This is a genomic window from Nocardia asiatica NBRC 100129 (assembly GCF_000308415.1).
GTDB lineage: Bacteria > Actinomycetota > Actinomycetes > Mycobacteriales > Mycobacteriaceae > Nocardia > Nocardia asiatica.
In genome coordinates, this window is sequence record NZ_BAFS01000293.1 from 26,530 (window position 1) to 43,828 (window position 17,299).

The 17,299-nt window shown below is 63.6% G+C and carries 15 protein-coding genes; 4 read left to right on the forward strand and 11 right to left on the reverse strand.

What is annotated here, in order from left to right:
• Window positions 1-33 precede the first annotated feature (33 nt).
• Window positions 34-1,542, forward strand: a complete 1,509-nt coding sequence (locus tag ON27_RS44950) for a TniQ family protein (RefSeq protein ID WP_308418024.1) — start codon at window positions 34-36, stop codon at window positions 1,540-1,542.
• Window positions 1,543-1,596: 54 nt separating this feature from the next.
• On the opposite strand, the gene ON27_RS28615 is transcribed toward ON27_RS44950, so the two are convergent.
• The 8 genes from ON27_RS28615 to ON27_RS28655 all read right to left on the reverse strand — a co-directional run bounded on the left by ON27_RS28615 (window position 1,597) and on the right by ON27_RS28655 (window position 10,161).
• Window positions 1,597-2,898: an MFS transporter gene (locus ON27_RS28615; protein ID WP_043734345.1), complete on the reverse strand. Its 1,302-nt coding sequence runs from the start codon at window positions 2,896-2,898 to the stop codon at window positions 1,597-1,599.
• Window positions 2,895-3,530: a 2OG-Fe(II) oxygenase family protein gene (locus ON27_RS40105; RefSeq protein WP_051047070.1), complete on the reverse strand. Its 636-nt coding sequence runs from the start codon at window positions 3,528-3,530 to the stop codon at window positions 2,895-2,897. Before ON27_RS40105 ends, ON27_RS28615 begins: the two co-directional genes overlap by 4 nt.
• A gap of 59 nt (window positions 3,531-3,589) precedes the next feature.
• Window positions 3,590-4,357, reverse strand: coding sequence for an HAD family hydrolase (locus ON27_RS40110; RefSeq protein ID WP_157227374.1), 768 nt, complete (start codon window positions 4,355-4,357; stop codon window positions 3,590-3,592).
• Window positions 4,347-4,994: a 2OG-Fe(II) oxygenase gene (locus ON27_RS45910; RefSeq protein ID WP_083887857.1), complete on the reverse strand. Its 648-nt coding sequence runs from the start codon at window positions 4,992-4,994 to the stop codon at window positions 4,347-4,349. The genes ON27_RS40110 and ON27_RS45910 overlap by 11 nt, the downstream gene beginning before the upstream one ends.
• Before the next feature lie 7 nt (window positions 4,995-5,001).
• On the reverse strand, window positions 5,002-6,789 hold the full coding sequence (locus ON27_RS43210) for a hypothetical protein (protein WP_157227375.1): 1,788 nt from the start codon (window positions 6,787-6,789) through the stop codon (window positions 5,002-5,004).
• Between the two features lie 293 nt (window positions 6,790-7,082).
• Entirely contained in the window at window positions 7,083-7,748 is a 666-nt protein-coding gene (locus ON27_RS40120) for a P-loop NTPase family protein (RefSeq protein ID WP_051047073.1), read from the reverse strand.
• A complete protein-coding gene (locus ON27_RS28650; protein WP_083887858.1) occupies window positions 7,742-8,857 on the reverse strand; it encodes a pyridoxal phosphate-dependent aminotransferase in 1,116 nt (371 codons plus the stop codon). The genes ON27_RS40120 and ON27_RS28650 overlap by 7 nt, the downstream gene beginning before the upstream one ends.
• Window positions 8,854-10,161 (reverse strand): B12-binding domain-containing radical SAM protein, encoded by a 1,308-nt coding sequence (locus ON27_RS28655; protein ID WP_043734352.1) that lies wholly within the window; start codon window positions 10,159-10,161, stop codon window positions 8,854-8,856. Before ON27_RS28655 ends, ON27_RS28650 begins: the two co-directional genes overlap by 4 nt.
• Here ON27_RS28655 and ON27_RS43215 point away from each other — a divergent pair.
• Window positions 10,075-10,839, forward strand: a complete 765-nt coding sequence (locus ON27_RS43215; protein ID WP_157227377.1) for a tyrosine-protein phosphatase — start codon at window positions 10,075-10,077, stop codon at window positions 10,837-10,839. The genes ON27_RS28655 and ON27_RS43215 overlap by 87 nt on opposite strands.
• Window positions 10,840-10,859: 20 nt before the next feature.
• Here ON27_RS43215 and ON27_RS41625 read toward each other — a convergent pair whose 3' ends face one another.
• Complete coding sequence (locus tag ON27_RS41625) at window positions 10,860-12,200, reverse strand: carboxyvinyltransferase (RefSeq protein WP_157227378.1); 1,341 nt, start codon at window positions 12,198-12,200, stop codon at window positions 10,860-10,862.
• Between the two features lie 1,063 nt (window positions 12,201-13,263).
• Between ON27_RS41625 and ON27_RS28675 the strand changes: the two genes are divergently transcribed.
• Window positions 13,264-13,509, forward strand: a complete 246-nt coding sequence (locus tag ON27_RS28675) for a hypothetical protein (RefSeq protein ID WP_051047074.1) — start codon at window positions 13,264-13,266, stop codon at window positions 13,507-13,509.
• A 151-nt stretch (window positions 13,510-13,660) separates the two neighbouring features.
• On the opposite strand, the gene ON27_RS28680 is transcribed toward ON27_RS28675, so the two are convergent.
• Both ON27_RS28680 and ON27_RS28685 read right to left on the reverse strand, forming a co-directional pair.
• Window positions 13,661-14,584 (reverse strand): RNA polymerase sigma-70 factor, encoded by a 924-nt coding sequence (locus ON27_RS28680; protein WP_043734357.1) that lies wholly within the window; start codon window positions 14,582-14,584, stop codon window positions 13,661-13,663.
• A 20-nt stretch (window positions 14,585-14,604) separates the two neighbouring features.
• Window positions 14,605-15,360, reverse strand: coding sequence for an SDR family NAD(P)-dependent oxidoreductase (locus ON27_RS28685; RefSeq protein WP_043734390.1), 756 nt, complete (start codon window positions 15,358-15,360; stop codon window positions 14,605-14,607).
• A 243-nt stretch (window positions 15,361-15,603) separates the two neighbouring features.
• Between ON27_RS28685 and ON27_RS28690 the strand changes: the two genes are divergently transcribed.
• Window positions 15,604-17,271, forward strand: a complete 1,668-nt coding sequence (locus tag ON27_RS28690; protein WP_043734359.1) for a cutinase family protein — start codon at window positions 15,604-15,606, stop codon at window positions 17,269-17,271.
• Window positions 17,272-17,299: the final 28 nt, after the last annotated feature.

The window sequence follows — 17,299 nt, forward strand, 5'->3', positions numbered from 1 at the left end:
TTTCGCTATTCACGAGGCAACTGGACAGTATGCCTGCACCCGGACGAGGTCGCCAGCATCGCCACGGCGACTGAGGTCGACGCCGACACGATCGTCGCGATGACGCTGGCCCGCTATGACAACACCGCCTTGTCATTGGATCGCCGCAAACGCGGAGTCGTCGCGAAATTCCCGTGGGGCCGCAGCCGCGGATCCCGCTACTGCCCGCACTGCCTCGATGAATTTCAGGGCCGGTGGCAACTGCAGTGGCCGCTGATCCGTGATGATCGTATTTCGTTCACGGCCGCCGCGGCACAGCTGGGCACAACCATCGACGCGCTGCGCTACGTGATGGAACACCAGCCCGCGCCCGAAACACTGACGACCGCGCAACGCCGCGCACGCAGCGTGCTCTTGGCGGCTGCCGAACAGGCGCTTCCCCGCCATATGTTCATCGAACTCTACCGATACCAGGGTCTGGGGTTGCAGGAGATCGCCGGACGCTTCTCGGTCAGCAAATCGACGATCACCCGCCTAGCGCAGCTCTACGAGATCCCCCTCCGACGACCTGGCGGCCGGCAACGGTCCAAGATCCCCGAGGACTGGTTGTGGTGCCAATACGTCACCCTCGGCCGAACCCTCCCGCAGGTCGCCGCCGCGGCCGGAATGAGCACCTCGGCGATCAGCCGCCGCGCCAAGAAGGCCGGAATTCCCATCCGATCCCCCGGCGGACCCAGCCATGCCGCAACCGCCGCCGTCGACGGCTACGAAATCCTACGACCAGCTATCGACTCGGTCGCCGGATTCCACCGACTGAAGATCCTCGCGGCCACCGCCCGATACAAGACCTACGAATCTGCCGCAGCGGCAATCAACTCGGCCGCAACGACCTGTACTTCATCCTCATCGAAACAGAAGCCGACCTCGGCCATCACCTCCTCGACCGGATCGGCAGCACGACCAAGGTCCGGCTCGCTCCGCACGGACGCGATGCTGTTGTCGCTATGCAATCGCTGCTCGCCACACGACCCGCCTGAGCTGTTCCCGGGCCGAAGCCCTGCCCGTACCGGTTGCTTCCGAGCAACGACCACACGAAGGTCTCATGCACTGCTTGGCCGAGGTTGCTCAGCAGACATACGGATCGACTCCTACTGCAAGACAACAACAATCCTGCGTCGCCCACACAACATCTCACCAGATCGCCGCCAGTTTGCGGAGGGGAGCAGACAACCCGGGTGTTCGAATGTATGTTCGAAGTTATGGCACCGACGAGGGGTGTCGCTCCCCTCCCATCGAGGGGATGCAGCGCGACGAAGGAGTAAGCAAGCTATGGCATGTCAGACCTTCCCACCGTCACCGTTCCAGGTCTGTGGCGCGATTCTCGACAAGTACCTGCAAACCGGTGGCCCGAATGGATTCCTGCAGTTCCCGAAGTCCGACGAGCTCACCAACCCGGACGGATTCGGGCGAGAGGCTGGCGTCGAACTCACACCTCACCGGCGCCGCGGAACTCATGGACGCGGCACCCGTGTTACGCCTGCTCCGCCGACCCCATCCTCATGAACGCGGTCGAGACGAACTCGCCCTTGGCCAGGCCCGACCTCGCCAGCTCCCAATTCACACCGCGGACGACGATGGGACGGACGGTTTGATTCGGACCATCGGTCGCAGGAAAATGATCACCACCATTGCAAGTCCCCCAGCGATGACCCAGATGGTCGACTCGATACCGATTCCTTCCGCCAACAGGCCAGCTAGCACAGCGCCGACCGGCAGGCTGGTCATGATGCACACTCGCGCTATCGCGTTAACTCTGCCGAGAACCGGGCGCGGAGTTATCCGCTGACGCAAAGTGACCAGGGATATGTTGACGAGTGGTGCGCTGAGGCCGAACAGCACTTGAGCAAGACCGAACATCATCCAGCCCCCAAACACAGCGGAAAGGGCGAGCGCGGTTGCGCCGACGGTGATCAACGCTAGTCCGACTATCACCGTCACCGGTTCGCCATACGACCGGTTGATCCGGGTGGTGAGCAGAGCACCGAGCAGCGCCGCCGCGCCCATGGTCCCGACCGCGAAGCCAAGCACTGAAGTAGAAAGGCGAAGCTCCTGCACCGCGAAAAGGAACTGCAAGGCATTGACGCCGGCGAGGAAGATATTGGAAGAGGCACCCGCGGCAATCAGCAAGCCCAATACCCGATGGTTCCGGACAAACCGCAATCCTTCCAGCAGCTCCGCGCGAACACGGACGCGCGTGCCCGGTTCGTCACCGGATCGGGCCACCTTGGGCACAAAAGCGATCATCACCGCGGCGATGGCAAAGCTGACAGCGTCGACTGCCAGAGCACTCGGCGCGGAGGCAGCCGCGACCAGCACGCCGGCCAAGGCCGGACCGACCAGCTGGGCGGTCGAACGGCTCAGTTCGAGTCGACTGTTCGCCCAAGACAGACGCTGCGGCTCAACCAAGGACGGCACGATCGTCTGGTATGCCACATCGAAGAACACCGCGAAGCAGCCAGTAGCAAAAGCGGCAACCAGCAAAACACCGACACTCAACTGGCCGGCCCACGCAAGGACGGGAATCAGGCCGATCGAGACCGCGCGTAGCACGTTGCAGACGAACATGATTCGACGCTGATCGATCCGATCGACCCAGACCCCGGCGACGAGACCGAACAGCCCGATCGGCAACCAACCAGCAGCGGTGAGGAATCCCATCGTCGTTGGTGAGGCATTCAGCACCAACACCGCCGTCAGCGGCAGTGCAACGAGGGTGATCTGGGACCCGAACATCGACAATGTCTCACCGGCCCACAGCGGCCCGAATCCCGTCCGCCGGTCCTGCGCAGCGACCGCACTGTCGCCATCGACCGACGCACTGTCGCCATCGACCGACGACGGATGTACCGCATCAGTCATCGATTCGTCCTCGTCTGGCGAAAAGTGATCGTGAGCGAGCGCCGTGGTGCACCGCCCGGTGCGATCTTTGCCACGGTATGCCAGGAGGACTCCGAACGGACCAGGATCGCGCTGCTTCCCATCCTCGGCGGCAACGCTCGATGTAGGTCGGCTGGGTCGTTGGAGTTCAAGATCAGCAACTGACCGCCGTCACGATCCGTCCAATTCTCGGTGAGGTAGAGAATCTGTGTAACGATCTTGTCCTCCTTGTCGACATGGGGCGCGAGCCAGTCGTTCCCGCGGTATTCCCACAGGTCCATACCCACCTCGGCACCACCCAGGTCGACACCGGTCAGCCGCTCTAGATTCCGTCGGTAATCCGAACCCGTGATCACATCCGCCACGAATTGCCATGCTGGAGACACGCCACCCCAACTGGCGCCGCGCAACTCGGTGTGGGCGAATTGATACGGCTTCGCCCCCGTTTCACGGCCGGTTCGGATCAGCCGGAACTGCTCGAAATCGCGAACCAGGTCCGCCCCCAAGCTCTCCGGTAGCGCACGCCGAAGGTAGGCATGCGACCACGGATGGCGCTGCAACACACCATCGGTCAGCGTGGTGGCCAGCGCTGTATGTTCCTCCGTTGTCGGCACGTGCGTCTTCCCCTGTTCGTTCGATGGAATCTCGTCGTACTGGCCTGGCCGCGCACACATCACGCCTGCTGCGGTACACCTGGTGCCAGCGCGCGGAGCGGTTCGAGGCTTCGCCATCGCGGAACGAGTGGCCCGTCCCGTGGGGGCCACTCCCCGTCGTGCTCACCGCCTCGGTCTAACAGGACCGGGCGAAGCCCATGCTGATACGGTCCGAGGACATCACAATCTAATTGGTCGCCGATGAAGGCCAACTGTGCCGGCGGGAACCCGGCAGCATCGATTACCTCGGCAAACATCCTGCGGTGAGGTTTGCGGGCTCCAACCTCACACGAGATGACCATCGCCTGCGGATGCAACCGCTTGGGCAACAACGCGTGTAGTTTTTCCGCGAGGTCGGGTGAGGCGTTCGAACACAGCACCCAAGTCATGCCCGAAGCGGTCACAGCGTCAAGTGCGTCCACAACGTCGGGATACAGCACGATCTCCCGCTGAACCAGAACCTGTTCGAGTCGGATCTGTAGAGCGTCGTCATAGTGGACCCCCGCGTAGTTTGCCGCCGCCGCCCACGCGTCGTACTGCCACCGACGGTACTCATCGACATGCGGCCTGTACGGAAACTGCTCACTACCGAGTCCGCCCTCCACTAGAGCGACCAAACGCCTGGTATCTATCGCCTTGCGGTCTGGAGCGAGCTGATACAGCACCTCCGCCGGGCTACCGACAGTCCCCGCTCGCCACATACCGAGCGTTCGGAAGAAATCAAAGACGACGACCCGCACCGAGTCCCAAGACGCGTACCCCACAGCCTCGATCGGATCAGCAGACACTGTGACCCTCCTGGTCCCGATAGCCGTGCACGAGCAAGGCCCGCCTCGGGAGCGGACACGAACCCGATACAGGCAACACCTCATGCCATGAGTCGTCGCTGCGGGCGAACGCCACCGATACGCCGGGCCCCGGCAGAAAGTGCACAGCCGGTTCAGGAGTGTCCGGCCCGTCGTACAGGGCGAGCCCACCGCCCCATGCTGTCTGCCACTCCGGGCACAAATAGATGTTCTGGGAGAACAGTTTGTGCGCGCGATCGGTGTGCCGTGACATCCCCGCACCGCTGGTGTACTCGCTCAGCCTTACCTCCCACCCGGATGATGGGGTCTCCAGACCGAGTATGGATGCCATCGCGTCCCCATAGGCGGGGTCGACCACTGCGGCGACCAAGTCGCGCCAGCACTGTGGCAGCTCGGACAGATGCGGTGACGGCCCCTGCATGTCATAGAGAGTGGCGGTTCGGACGGCGTAGGACTTGTCACCACCCGGCCGTGACCGTCGGGCAGACAACAGACCCGAGGGAAATGTCTGCACCAGGTGCGCGACATCTGATTCGGGTATGAGCGCAAAATTTTCGTAGACGACGTGCCGGAAGGGGTGATCGTGGACTCGCATGGATCGGCGAGGGTCGAGAATCATAATCTGATCACCGGACCTTCATACGGGTGCGCCACGTCCAGATATGAGCGCCGACGATGGCGACAACCCGCACTGTATGCAGCTGATCGGTCACTTGGGCAGGCACGGTAATCGGCAGGAGAGCAGACGATTCGAGGACCGTCTGCTGCGACTGCTGCCTGCTCTGTGCGCCCTTGAAATCGGTTGTCCATACCACGTGGGCTGATTCCCCTCGGGCGGTCTCAAAGCTCACCAGCAGCCCGTGCCCACCATCATTCGCCTGCTCAAAACTGACATGTATGCGTCCTGGGCTCAGCCCCTGTGGTTCGAGCCGTCGGCATGCACAGTGTGGGCAGTCGTAGCGGCGGAATGCGGTGGCGGACAGAGCGTCAGCCAGCGTGGAGACACGTAAGGCGCTTCCGCACAACTCGCACAACTCGTCGATCACCTCGCTGCTGTTGACCCACAGCCCTGAGGTAGCCACTCGGCAGGGGTCTATGGATGGAATCGAAGCGAACGCCCGACCCACCGATCCCGCCCAACGATCGAGCAGGTCTCCCTTCTGGCCCGCGGGACTCGGCTCGCTTCCCAATCCGTGTTCACTGCCCATGCTGAGATTGCGCATCGATGACCACGTATTCGCCTCATAGGCGGTACTGATTTCGTTGAGTTCTTTCCGGATTTCGTGGGCGCCGGCTTCGGGGGGTTGCGCCCGCAGTGCCAGGTCCAGCTGGGTCCGAGTGAGTCGTACTCGATCCAGGATCGCCTGATGGTGGGCTAGGATATCCGGGTTCGGACTCCATCGTTCGACCAGCGTGAAATCCGATGGACTGACCCCGAGGGGAAGCACCATATGTCGTCCGCCGTAGACCGCTGTAATTCCTGGCGCAACCCGCACCTGCGGTCCTCGGCGCACCGCCGTCAGCTCTTCCCACCGTGCTTGGCGCATTTCGTCGGACAGCCGGTGGACCACCACGCTGTCAGAGGCGGCGACAGCGGGTTGCTCACCGGCCGAGGCTCGAGTCCCGACGATGCGGAAGCGGGCGGTACCTCGCCCGGAGACATCGTCGAGATAGCTGCGCAATGCACCCAACGGTGCTGTGCTGAGAAGAGCGCTCAGCCCTTCGGTAACCGCCGCAGAGACTTGGGCATTGCCGATCGGGGCTACGATCGCCCGCGGATATCCATCTGCCAACCCGACGACGACGTTTGTCGTTGTCCGATAAGCGGGCTCGACGAGCGTGCCCGCTTTGCAGCTGACGATGACGACCTCACACGCACGAACCTGATGGCACAAGATCACGGTTACCGAGCCCGATGCTCGCTTGCAGCGCACCCCAGCTCGGCAGCCGAACTCCAGATCAGACTTTGCATCAAGGTCTCGTTCGACATCGGTGTACAGCCCGCACACCACCAGCTCGCCCAGATTGAGGTGGCCGCCATCACCGTGCGCTACGACAGCCAGCCGGCGAACGCCGTCACGCAGCAGGATGTCCTGTAGCTCGGCTGGAGGAGTACTCAGGGCGACCCCGTCCAAGGCATATCGCCCGTGGATCGCATCGATCAGCAGCGAGTCGTGTTTCCACCACTGGCGTTCGTCCGCGGAATCCTTAGCCCTGGCAAAGTCGGTAGCCTGCCTTCCAACGCCCACCAGTCCGTCGTCCGGATGATCCGGATCGTTGTAGGACACAAACGCCGGCGCTTCCCTTGCCTGGGCCGTGTCGTCGAACCATTCATCGGGAGCGACGAATCCGTACACGGCCGCTACCGATTGCCACCGGGGCGCACGCAGCACCACCTGCTGGCTCTCTATCACCGTCGACTCCTCCTAGGCTGTGGCTGACGGACACGTCGTTGACAAGGCGTGACGTACGGCCGGCCGCTCGACAAGCACCCGGCCGTACGTCATCCCCGAGCATTCGCTACGAGGATCAGAGCCGCCTCTTTCAGGCGTCCCAGTCGGCCAGCACGCTGCCGGTGTTGATCTCGTCCCAGTCAGCCAAGATGCCGCCTTCGACGACTTCGCTCCATTCAGACATTGCTCTACCTCCTTTCCTCACCTAGTCGTTGTCCGACAAAGCCGGACCTTCTCTACCCGACTGTTCGCAGCTATCTCGAACAGTCGGAAGCATTCGGCTGCGGCCGCACCGTTCCCACGGGGCCGTTGGCAGCGCGGGTATCACAAGCAGCCGTCTCGGATTCGGCCAGTAGTCGCAGCATCTGTCTGCTCGCGCTTCGGTCGCGCAGGCGAACCACCGGAACACTCGAGGACTCGATCGCGGTGACCATGCCTGGCAGCACACGAGCGCGGAAGCGCAGGATGAACCATGCGAACGACAGCGGCTTATCAGCTGTCTGTCGTCCACCATCCAGAGATCGCATGTAATGAGGCAGATCCTCGGTCGCTGTTCTGCGGTATCGCAGGAGCCGACGCAGATAGCCAGTCAGGCACAACACTGGATGACGATCGATGACGATCACGGCATTTGCCCTCGGCAGTCGATCCTGAAGGGTGGATGCGTGGTTTCCGTCAACGATCCACGACTCCCGCGCGCAGAGTGCGAGGACCTGCTCTCGCCAATCCTGTACTGACGGCTCGGACCAGCTCGGCCCGAAATACAGGTCGTCCAGCGCGTACACGGGCAGATCGCGCAGTTCGCCGAGGCGGCCGGCCAGGGTCGACTTCCCGGAGCCTGGACAGCCCACTACGAGAATCCGCGTGGCCTCCCGGATCAGCCGCACATTCGCCAAATCGTGGCGCGGAATTGTCACCACCAGCCCTCCGTCACGGTGCGTGCGAGATCCAGAAAATCTGTGGTGGTCTTGTGGTCTGCCGCGGTGACTCGGACCCAGTCGGGCAGACCGAAACCGTCCAACCGTCTAATCGAGAACCCCTTCGACGCGACACCATCAGCGAATCGCTCAGCGTCAATGATGCTTCGGCATCGGATCGCGGAAAAATTTCCCTCGCCGGGCACAGTCACGCCATCGAGGAACAGGCGCAGTCCCTGGTTCATGGCACCCCTCGAAGCGATCAGCTCGGCGTGGACATCGGCGAACTGATCGGCGAGGGTGAGCATTTCGGCTGCTACTGCCAGTGTTGGCCCGCTCACAGGGTTGGACACGTTCCAGGCCTGCACGGCGTCAGCGATCCGCGGATCTCCGCATACATTCACGGCCAATCGTGCTCCGGCCAAACCGTATGCCTTGCTGAACGACTGGACGATCACGACATGAGGCTGGCCGTACAGGGTCGAGAGCGCAGACACAGGGGCGTATGCCGCATATGCCTCGTCCACGACGAGCAGACATCGACGCTCGAGGCACACGCGCGCCACACGCAGGAGTTGATCCGGACTCCACCAATGCCCGGTGGGCCCGTTCGGGTTCGACACCGCGACGATGCTCCCCGCCTCTGCATCCTCGATCGCTTCGAGCATGTCCTCTACGTCGAAACCTCGATCCAGCCGATACGGCACGCTCCGCACCTGCATCCTCAACAGCGATGCGTACTCGAACAGCTGAGAGTAGTTCGGCACCTGGGTCACCACGGTGCGTCCATCGCGACCGAACAGCTGAAAAAGGGCGCGATAGGACTGATCCGACCCAGCGGTGAAGAAGACCGATGGCTCAACGATGCCGAGGAGTTCGGCAAACCGAGAGCGGAACTGGCCGTAGTCCGGATACCCGACCCACGCACGGGGATCGAGTTTGTCGACGGCTCGGCGAATCAACGATTCGACCAGAGGGTGTCGCAACTCGTTGTTGGCGAGGTTGACAGTTCCGCCATAGCTGCGCCGCCAGCGAGCCGCAGGTCGCACACCGGACAGAAACAACTCGTCGAGCCAACGCGGCACCGTTGCGGTGGCGGGGGCAAAAATCATCGGCTTCGCACCGGGATCGCGGACGTGACGGCCGTGGTCGGCGCGGACCTATCGAACAGCAGCCTGTAGTACTCCTGCGCGTCCTCAGGTCTGGGGCCTGGAGAGAACAGTTGACGGTTGAACGAGGCGATCGTCGCCTCGTCCATTTCCGGTCGCATCATGTCGAAGTCGGTGTAGATCGTCGGGCGAACCCGTCCCCGTTCCGCGAGCACGCGTTCGATAGTGTGCCGCACCCCCGTCGGCGAGGTGCCGGGCAATCCAAGGATCACAAAGCAATTGAGCTCAACCCCCGCGGACCGGCAGGACTCTGCAGCAGCGTGAAAGCGCTCCTCGGCGATGTGCTTGGCTCGGGGCAACTCGGCTTGGCCTGCCTCCTCCAAGGTTTCCAACCCGACGCTGATACGAACGCACCCGGACGCGCCCATCTGTCGAATCAAGGCATCATCGAGGTGATGCAACGTCGTCGTGCACTTCCACGGCAGGCCGATGCCGGATGCGTCATACGCCGTGCAGAATTCCCGAACCCACGGTTTACGCAGCGTGAAAGTCGGTGCATACATCGATACGTATTCAAACGGCATCCGCTCGGCCGATTGCGCGATATAGGCGACAACTTTGTCGACGGGGTGGCGTCGCTCAGTCTTGCCCTCGCGACCGGGTATGTCACAGAATGCGCAGCCGACGGGACACCCCCGCGCGACCGGAACCACAAGTTCCCGCCGGCCCGGAATACCACAGAAACGTGCAGAGTCGTCGGCGTAGAGGCGTTCATATGCGGCATGGGGGATCTCACGCACATCGGGGAGCGGAAGCCGATCAATAGGCAGCAGCGGAATCGCAGTCTCGGGCCCGCGCCACCCTTGCTCAGTGCGCAGCCACACCGACCGCGGATGATGATCCGGTTGATCGATCGACCGGGCGATATCCTCGACACCGCACTCAGGATCTCCTGCGCCGACGATCGCGTCGACATCGAACTGCTGAAAGAATTCCGGCAGCACCGCAGCCAAGCGGCCGAAGGTGACAATCTTTGCCTCTGGAGCAAGCTCGCGGGCATAGTGTATGGTCCGCTTCAACGCGTCGACCGCATCGAAGTCGTTCGCGATTGCCACCAAGTCCGGACGTTCAACGAGCAGATCCCCGAGCTCCTTCCACGTCACATTGAGGGCACCCGCGTCGACCGCACGCACCGTTGCATCAGGAAAGGTATCTCGCAGATGGTTCGCGACATTGAACACCGTCAAGTGGTGCCCAGCATTGAAGTAGCTGGGAACTTGAGGCGGCCAGAGAACGAGAATTTTCATTTAACGAGTACTTTCTGCTCAGACCGGCATACATTCGATGTCGCCGATCTCGTTCCGAGTGTCAAGCAGGGCGTCTTGTATCGAACAGGATGGACATTGGCTTCGCTGTGCCCATCACAAAGCCGAAGCGAGGACTGCGACACTGTGTCGGTCGATCTGCGTTCGCAACCGGAAATATCCGATCTCGAAACAGTGTCCGAATTCGCCATTGACGTGCCGAATATCACCAGCCTGCTTGGTGCCAGGCCAGGGATCGAGGAATATACCAACCTGTACTCGGCGATCGTCGAAGTAAGCGGGCCTCAGATCGCCTCTGTCGCAAACCTGTTGGCCAACTCGCCGCGAATGACTATCGGATGCTCGCTGGGAAAGGATCGGACCGGTGTGGTCATTGCGTTTCTCTTGCGTGCTGCCGGGATACCACCGGCCGATATCCTTTACGCCGATCGCGCAGCGATGGCGCATACCATCGCCTGCGACCCATCCATCCGCACGTACGCGCACGATCGCGGGATAGACGCCACTGAACTGATCCGCCGATGCCAAGTGGGGCGGATGCCCCTTCAAATGGTTCTCGAATCCATGGATGACCACCGCGGCGGAGTCGAGGGTTACCTGCGTCGCCACGGCATGTACCCGACGACCGCTTCGACATTGCGTAAGAGGCTGCTTCGGTAATTGGAATCGACTCGCCATACCTACCCCCTCCGAACGTATGCGATATCCGCGCCGAGAACCGCCAACCGTTCCGGCAAGGCTTCGTAGCCACGGGCGAGATGCTCGATCCCGTCGATGGTGGTCCGTCCCGCGACAGCTAACGCTGCAACCAAACAGACTGCGACACTACGGGTATCGGCAGCGAGGACCGTCTCTTCGGTCGGCCGCAAGATGGAGGGCTCGATCGACAGGCGCTCACCCACAATCTGCGTTGACGCACCCAATTGCTTCAACGGCGCCGCATACCCAAACCTTTTTCGCCACACGCGATCCTCGACCGTCGACCGCCCCGTGGCCTTCAACAGCACGAGCGCAAGCAGCGGCGCAATATCAGTGGAAATCCCGGTCGATTCGGCTATCAGCTGAGCTCCCACATAAGAGCCCACTGCAGGCGACACGCGAATACTCCCATCACCGATCTCCGGCTTAATCCCCAGATGATCGAGAAACTCGAGCTCACGCCTGATCGCCTTCACCAGGTGCGACGTGTCCCCACAGTCCAACTCGAAAGACGATCCCGTCATCACTGCTACCGACTGCCATGTAATCACTTCGACCGGATCCGGCATCAGTCGATAGCGAGCCGCTTGCCGGCCTGGGCGACCTCTCACTATCCAGCATCGATCTCGCTGCTCGATATCCACACCGAGCTCCCGAAGCACCGCGATAAGCTCGCGTTGCGCCTCCTTGTCATGTGGATTCAGGATGACGCTCGTTCCAGGGGTCGCCGCCGCCATCAGGACGGCCGCCTTGGTTGCGCTCGAAACGCGAGGGCCAGCCGGACGCTCCGGATCGTCGGACCAACGAAGGATATCGACCGTGGCCGGGACAAGCCGTTCCCGCCGGACCGTCAGCTCTGAACCTTGCCACGACCAATCGGCGCCGAACAATGCCATCACATCGAGTATCTGCTGAATCGGCCGTGTCAGCCCGAACTCGTATGTTCCAAGCTCGTCGCCACCAGCGCCACCAAAAGTTACAGCACCACGCTGGGCCAGAACGGCGGCCAGTAGATAAATTGAACCATGAATCCGTCGAGTAAGCGCTCCGGGGAGCAGGTCGGAACTAACTTCACCATCGACCACGCACGTTCTGCGGTCACCGGATGAGATAGTTCCGCCAAGGGCGTGAACGATGTCGGAAAGAACCTCGAACTCTGTGGACTGCGGAACATTCTCCAAGGTCACCTTGGCGCCCAGCGCGACGGCAGCCGCAAAAACCAGAACCATACCGTGTTTAGACCCGGGAACCTCCGTCCGGCCACTCAGCTCTCGTCCACCCTCTACCGTGAACAGAGGGCTCGACAGAGTGTCAGCGTTCATCTCATCAACAAACCACCGCTCGCTATGCTCCCGGGTTTCCAGCGCGTCTCGATGCAAAGCTCAACCCCCCAGTGATAGAATGTTTGTCAAAAGTCCAAGGCTTGGCCAAATGCAGTCACGAACGGCCAACGGCCGAATAGCCGCGTACTAATATTCGAACAACGGTCTGGCGGTGCGAAGAGAGCCGCAAGAAACCGGTACTTCCCCCATCCCCCCTGATCAATGCAGGCCGCTAGGTCAATGCGCGCAAGCAATACTTTGATGAACCATCACCCCCGTGATTGCGTTCAAGCCTAGCCTGCTAGTTGGTTATTGTAAACACCCTTTCTCGGGCCCTCGCGACCAGGACCATCCGATGCCCTATCGAGGATGGCGTCATTGGGCGGATCCAAGGCTCCGCCATTGTTGGGTTACAGCTGGTCAGTAGTAATTCGGACGGCCCGGCGATGTCGTAGGGGTAGTGACGTAACGCACCTGGAGCCCGCGAGGCCGGCCAGGCTGATCGCGGGTCGCCCCGCCTTCGGTGATTCGGCAGGTGCGACACCAGTACGAAATCCTTTGAGCTGCCGCGGCATCGAGCCCTGCCGCGCACCCGCAGCTCCCGCACAATCACCCCCCAGCCCCATCACCCACGCGACCGGCACACCCAACACTCGAGCCGACAGCCCCGCGGCCGGTCACCGAGCACGGCGTCTACGACTACGCCGCCGGCGACGACTACGGCAACCCAGCCCAGGATGCGGTCGCTGTCGCGGTCGAAGGGGAGAAGCTGGGCATCGCCAAACCGTTCCTGGTGCTCGGATCGTCGTCGGTCCACTCCTGGTCCGGCATCCGCTGAGGATGGCTATCGGCCCGCCGCACCGTCGCGGCGGGGCGATGCCGCACAATAGCCACACGGGGGACTGAACCAGAGTGCCTCACCCGACAGATCGAGGATCCTGCCCATGTCCAGCGCCGACCCAGGGACCCGTCACGACCGTGTAGCGCGGGATGGGGCGTCGGCGCGGGGCTGTTTGTCTCGACAGTGGTGTTCGTACCCGCTGTCTTCGTGGTGCGGCAGTGATTGGATCTTCCCGAGATCCCGGCGACGCCGTCACACCTGCGCGCTCGCCCGGTCGAGGTACCTGGCTCGTACTGGCTCACCTGGCTCGTCGCCGCAGTCGTACTGCTCGCGCCGGGCGCGGCGCTGATGCTGTGGCCGAGGGTGCGACGGGTCGCGATGGGATACGCCCTTACGGCAGGGTTTGTCGCAGGACTACTGGCGGCGTTGACGATCGGGTTCGAACTCGGCGGTTTCGCTCCTACCTGATCTCCAAGGCCGCGACCGCCTCGGCCGGGCGATATGACATCGGGCTGAGAATCCCGGCCTGACATTGCGATGAGAATCTCAGCCCCACCGCAGGGCAGCGCGGTTGATCCATGACACACGGACTGCGGATCTACTGCATAGTGCCGGGTGGTCAGTCTCCGGGCCGGAGGGCCTGCTGGGCTTCGCGCAGCGCCGCCCAGGCGTCTCCCACGGGACCGACGTGCCCGAGCTTGTCGGGGTTGCTCACCGAGCGGATCGTCTGGATCTGTCCGTCGAGAATGTCGATGATCCAGGTGGTGAGGACCTTGCCGTCGCGGTCGCGGAAGATCGCGCCCGGCTGGCCGTTGACCTGACGCGACTCCACTTTCGCGCCGATCCGGGTGAACAGCAGGCATAACGCGGCGAGCGCTCGGCTCACGTTCCCGGCGCCGACGAACCGCTCGGCCCATTGCGGGGCCTTGCCGCCGCCGTCGCCGACCATCTGGACGTCGGCGGCCAACAGCGCGGTCAGCCCGTCGACGTCACCGTCCCGGAACGCGTCGAGGAAGCGCACGGCGAGTTCCTCGCGCTCGACGCGGTCGGCTTCGAAGCGGGGCCGTCCGAGGTCCATGTGGCGGCGAGCCCGCACCGCGAGCTGGCGGCACGCCGCCGCCGAGCGCCCTACCGCCGCCGCGACCTCCGCGAACCCGAATCCGAACACTTCCCGCAGCACGAAGACCGCGCGTTCGAGCGGGCTGAGCCGTTCCAGCAGCAGCAAGGCCGCCATCGATACCGAGTCGGCCAGCTCCGCCGACCGCTGTGGGTCCTGGTAGGGGTCGGTCAGCAGTGGTTCGGGGAACCACGGCCCGACGTACTCCTCGCGCCGCACGCGGGCCGACCGCAGCACGTCGATCGAGATCCGGCTCACGGTGGCCGACAGGAATGCCTTGGCCGAGACGGGCCGGGTCGGGGAGGCCTCGTAGCGCAGCCAGGTCTCCTGCACCGCGTCCTCGGCCTCGCTCGTGCTGCCGAGGATCCGGTAGGCGATGGAGAACAGCAGCGGCCGCAGGTCTTCGAACTCCTCGATCCGGGTCACGTCAGCTCCTCTCGCACCTTTCACCAGGGCACCTGCCCCTCGTCGCTGAAGAACCCGGCGGTCGGTCCGTCCGCGTCGAGCGTGGCCAGGCGCACCAGGATCACGGCGCCTTGCGCGACCGTGCGGACGCCGGTGTGGTTGTTGCTGTCGGTGTCGACGTAGCCGGGGGCCACCGCGTTGACGAGGATGCCGTCCTTGCGCAGCTCCTTGGCATACTGCACGGTCAGCGCCGTGAGCGCGGACTTGGACGGCGAGTACGCCGCCGAGGGCAGCAGGTCGGCGAAGGGGCCGTCCAGGTCGCTGCTGAGGGTCAGCGACGCGGCATGCGAGCTGACGTTGACAATGCGCGGCGCCGATGACCGCCGCAGCAGCGGCAGCATGGCGTTGGTCACCGCGATCACCCCGAAGACGTTGGTTTCGAATACCCCACGGACCATGTCCGGATCGACGGTGCTCGGGATCTGGTCGAGGGCATCCATCGGCGAGACCTGTCCGGAACCGGTGATGCCGGCGTTGTTGATCAGCACGTCGAGGTGTCCGAAGCGCGCTTCGACCTGCTGCGCGGCCGCGGTGATCGTAGTCGCGTCGGTGACGTCGAGAGTGAGCGCGTGCGCGTCGGCGCCGGTCGCGCGCAGCGCCGCGGCGGCCTCCGCGCCGCGCCCCGAGTCCCTGGCGCCGATCAGCACCGTCATGCCCAGCGCAGCGAGTTGCTCGGCGGCTCCACGGCCGATTCCCTTGTTCGCCCCGGTGATCAGCGCCACCTTCTGCTCGTTCATGATCAGCTCCTTGCGGTAAGAGGTGTGGTCCTGCACAGAACCGGTCTTCGGAACCCGAGACGAGACAGCCCATCCGGCTGTGACATGCGGACGGAAACAAGCGAGATGGGAAACTCCTCGGCCGCTCTCGATCCGAACTGCCGAGTAACGCCCGGGTACCCAACTGCGACGTCCTCGGTGACGTATGGCCCGTCGGGGGGCTTGTCCGTCCACTTTGTCGGTGTATGGAATGGGGATCAGGACATGGCTCTTCGCGAGTTCTTCGCGCGGCATCGCATCGCCTCGGCGGTTGCCGCGCCGGCAGTGCTGGGGGTGGCGGCGGCCGTCGCCGCCTCGTTGGCACTGACATCAACGCCGGAAACCAGGGATACGCAGCTCACGTCGTCGGTTACGGAATGCCACGACATGGTGACCATCTCGGTGGCCGGTCGCAATGACACTCCTGTGGCCGGGACCACGAAAATGCTCGTCGACGCCAACGGAAATCCGTTGCCCGCAGCGCTGTCCGGTGACCACAGCAGCGAGTGGGTCGATCCGGTGGTGAACGCACCGGCCGATGACGTGGATCCCGGTGCGTACGCCGCGGTCTACATCGCGTACCCCGCGAACATGGCCACCTATGAGGACGCCGTCAACGCCGGTGTCGCGAACACCGAGCAGGTGATGCGGGAGATCGCGCAGGCTTGCCCCGATACCAAGTTCTCCATCGTGGGCTACAGCGAGGGCGCCGACGTCGTCCGTCGCGTCGCGATGAAGATCGGCCATCAGGAACCCGGTCAGGACGGGGAATACGGGATCGTCGATCCGGACGATGTCGTCGGTGTCGTCATCCTCGCGGACTCGGGCCGCTCGGCGGGAGACGGGCCGTTCCCCGGATCGAAGGATCCTTTCGGCAACCCGGACGGCTTCGACCAGCAATATCAGAACGGCAAGAACCCGGTCCCCGGGCAGGGTGCGGTGCAGGGCACCAGCGGTGATTTCGGTGCGCTGAACGGCAAGATCGCCTCGTTCTGCTCCGACGGCGATCTCACCTGCTCGGCGCCGGAGAACATCTCCCTGCTGCAACTGGTGGTCAACGTGGGCAGGCAGTTGAACGTCGACGCGCTCGAACGAGACGGACTCACGCCCGCTACCGGGCAGGACGTCGCCGTGGTGCTCAGCCGCATCGCGTTGGCGGCGTTCGCGGACATCCAGTCGCAGCCGAACTGGATGCAGAGTGACGAGACCTTCCTGCAGGTGCTGCTGCGGGTGTCGGATCCGGCGTACAAGCCGGGCGAGCAGCCGAAGGCGCCCGCGAAGGCGGACTCGATTTCGACCGAACAGATGTCGCCGCTGGCCTACCTGCCGCAGAAGGTGCTCAACGAGATCATCGGCCTCATCGTGACGAACCAGAACACGATCCCCGTGATCTCGAGCGATCCCTACAATCGCACGCTCGGCCCGAACCACAGCGGTCACCACTTCGACTACTGGCACGACGCCGACCCCGCCGCGGGCAAGCCGCTGACCTCGGCCGAATACGCGGCGGCCTGGCTCACCCACCTGGCCGAGCAGGCGCAGGCCGGTAAGCAGGTCGACCCGACGTCCAAGCCGCAGGAGGCCGACCTCGCCGCGGTGTACAAGGCGGTGACGACCACCTCGGCGGCGGCGACGACCGAACCCGCCGAGGCATCGACCACGGCGCCGAAGACCTCCAGCGCCGCACCCACGACCACAGGTGGGGCGACGACCGCGACGCCGCCGTCGGAAACCTCGAGTGCGACGACGACGCCGCAGGTCACCACCACGCCCGCACCGTCAGCTGTCGCGGCGCCGGTGGAGACCGCGAAGACGACCACCACCGAGCCGGTCACCACGACAACGCAATCCGCGGCACCGAGCACCACTTCCACCACGAAGGCACCGAACTGATCGATCCGCGGGCTCGCGATCACCGCCG

Excerpts from the sequence above, each read along its gene's own strand:
- ON27_RS28615 (WP_043734345.1), bottom strand. The coding sequence starts at position 2,898 with ATGACTGATGCGGTACATCCGTCGTCGGTCGATGGCGACAGTGCGTCG.
- ON27_RS45910 (WP_083887857.1), bottom strand. The coding sequence starts at position 4,994 with ATGATTCTCGACCCTCGCCGATCCATGCGAGTCCACGATCACCCCTTC.
- ON27_RS28650 (WP_083887858.1), bottom strand. The coding sequence starts at position 8,857 with ATGATTTTTGCCCCCGCCACCGCAACGGTGCCGCGTTGGCTCGACGAG.
- ON27_RS43215 (WP_157227377.1), top strand. The coding sequence starts at position 10,075 with ATGGTTCGCGACATTGAACACCGTCAAGTGGTGCCCAGCATTGAAGTA.
- ON27_RS28655 (WP_043734352.1), bottom strand. The coding sequence starts at position 10,161 with ATGAAAATTCTCGTTCTCTGGCCGCCTCAAGTTCCCAGCTACTTCAAT.
- ON27_RS41625 (WP_157227378.1), bottom strand. The coding sequence starts at position 12,200 with ATGAACGCTGACACTCTGTCGAGCCCTCTGTTCACGGTAGAGGGTGGA.
- ON27_RS28685 (WP_043734390.1), bottom strand. The coding sequence starts at position 15,360 with ATGAACGAGCAGAAGGTGGCGCTGATCACCGGGGCGAACAAGGGAATC.
- ON27_RS28690 (WP_043734359.1), top strand. The coding sequence starts at position 15,604 with ATGGCTCTTCGCGAGTTCTTCGCGCGGCATCGCATCGCCTCGGCGGTT.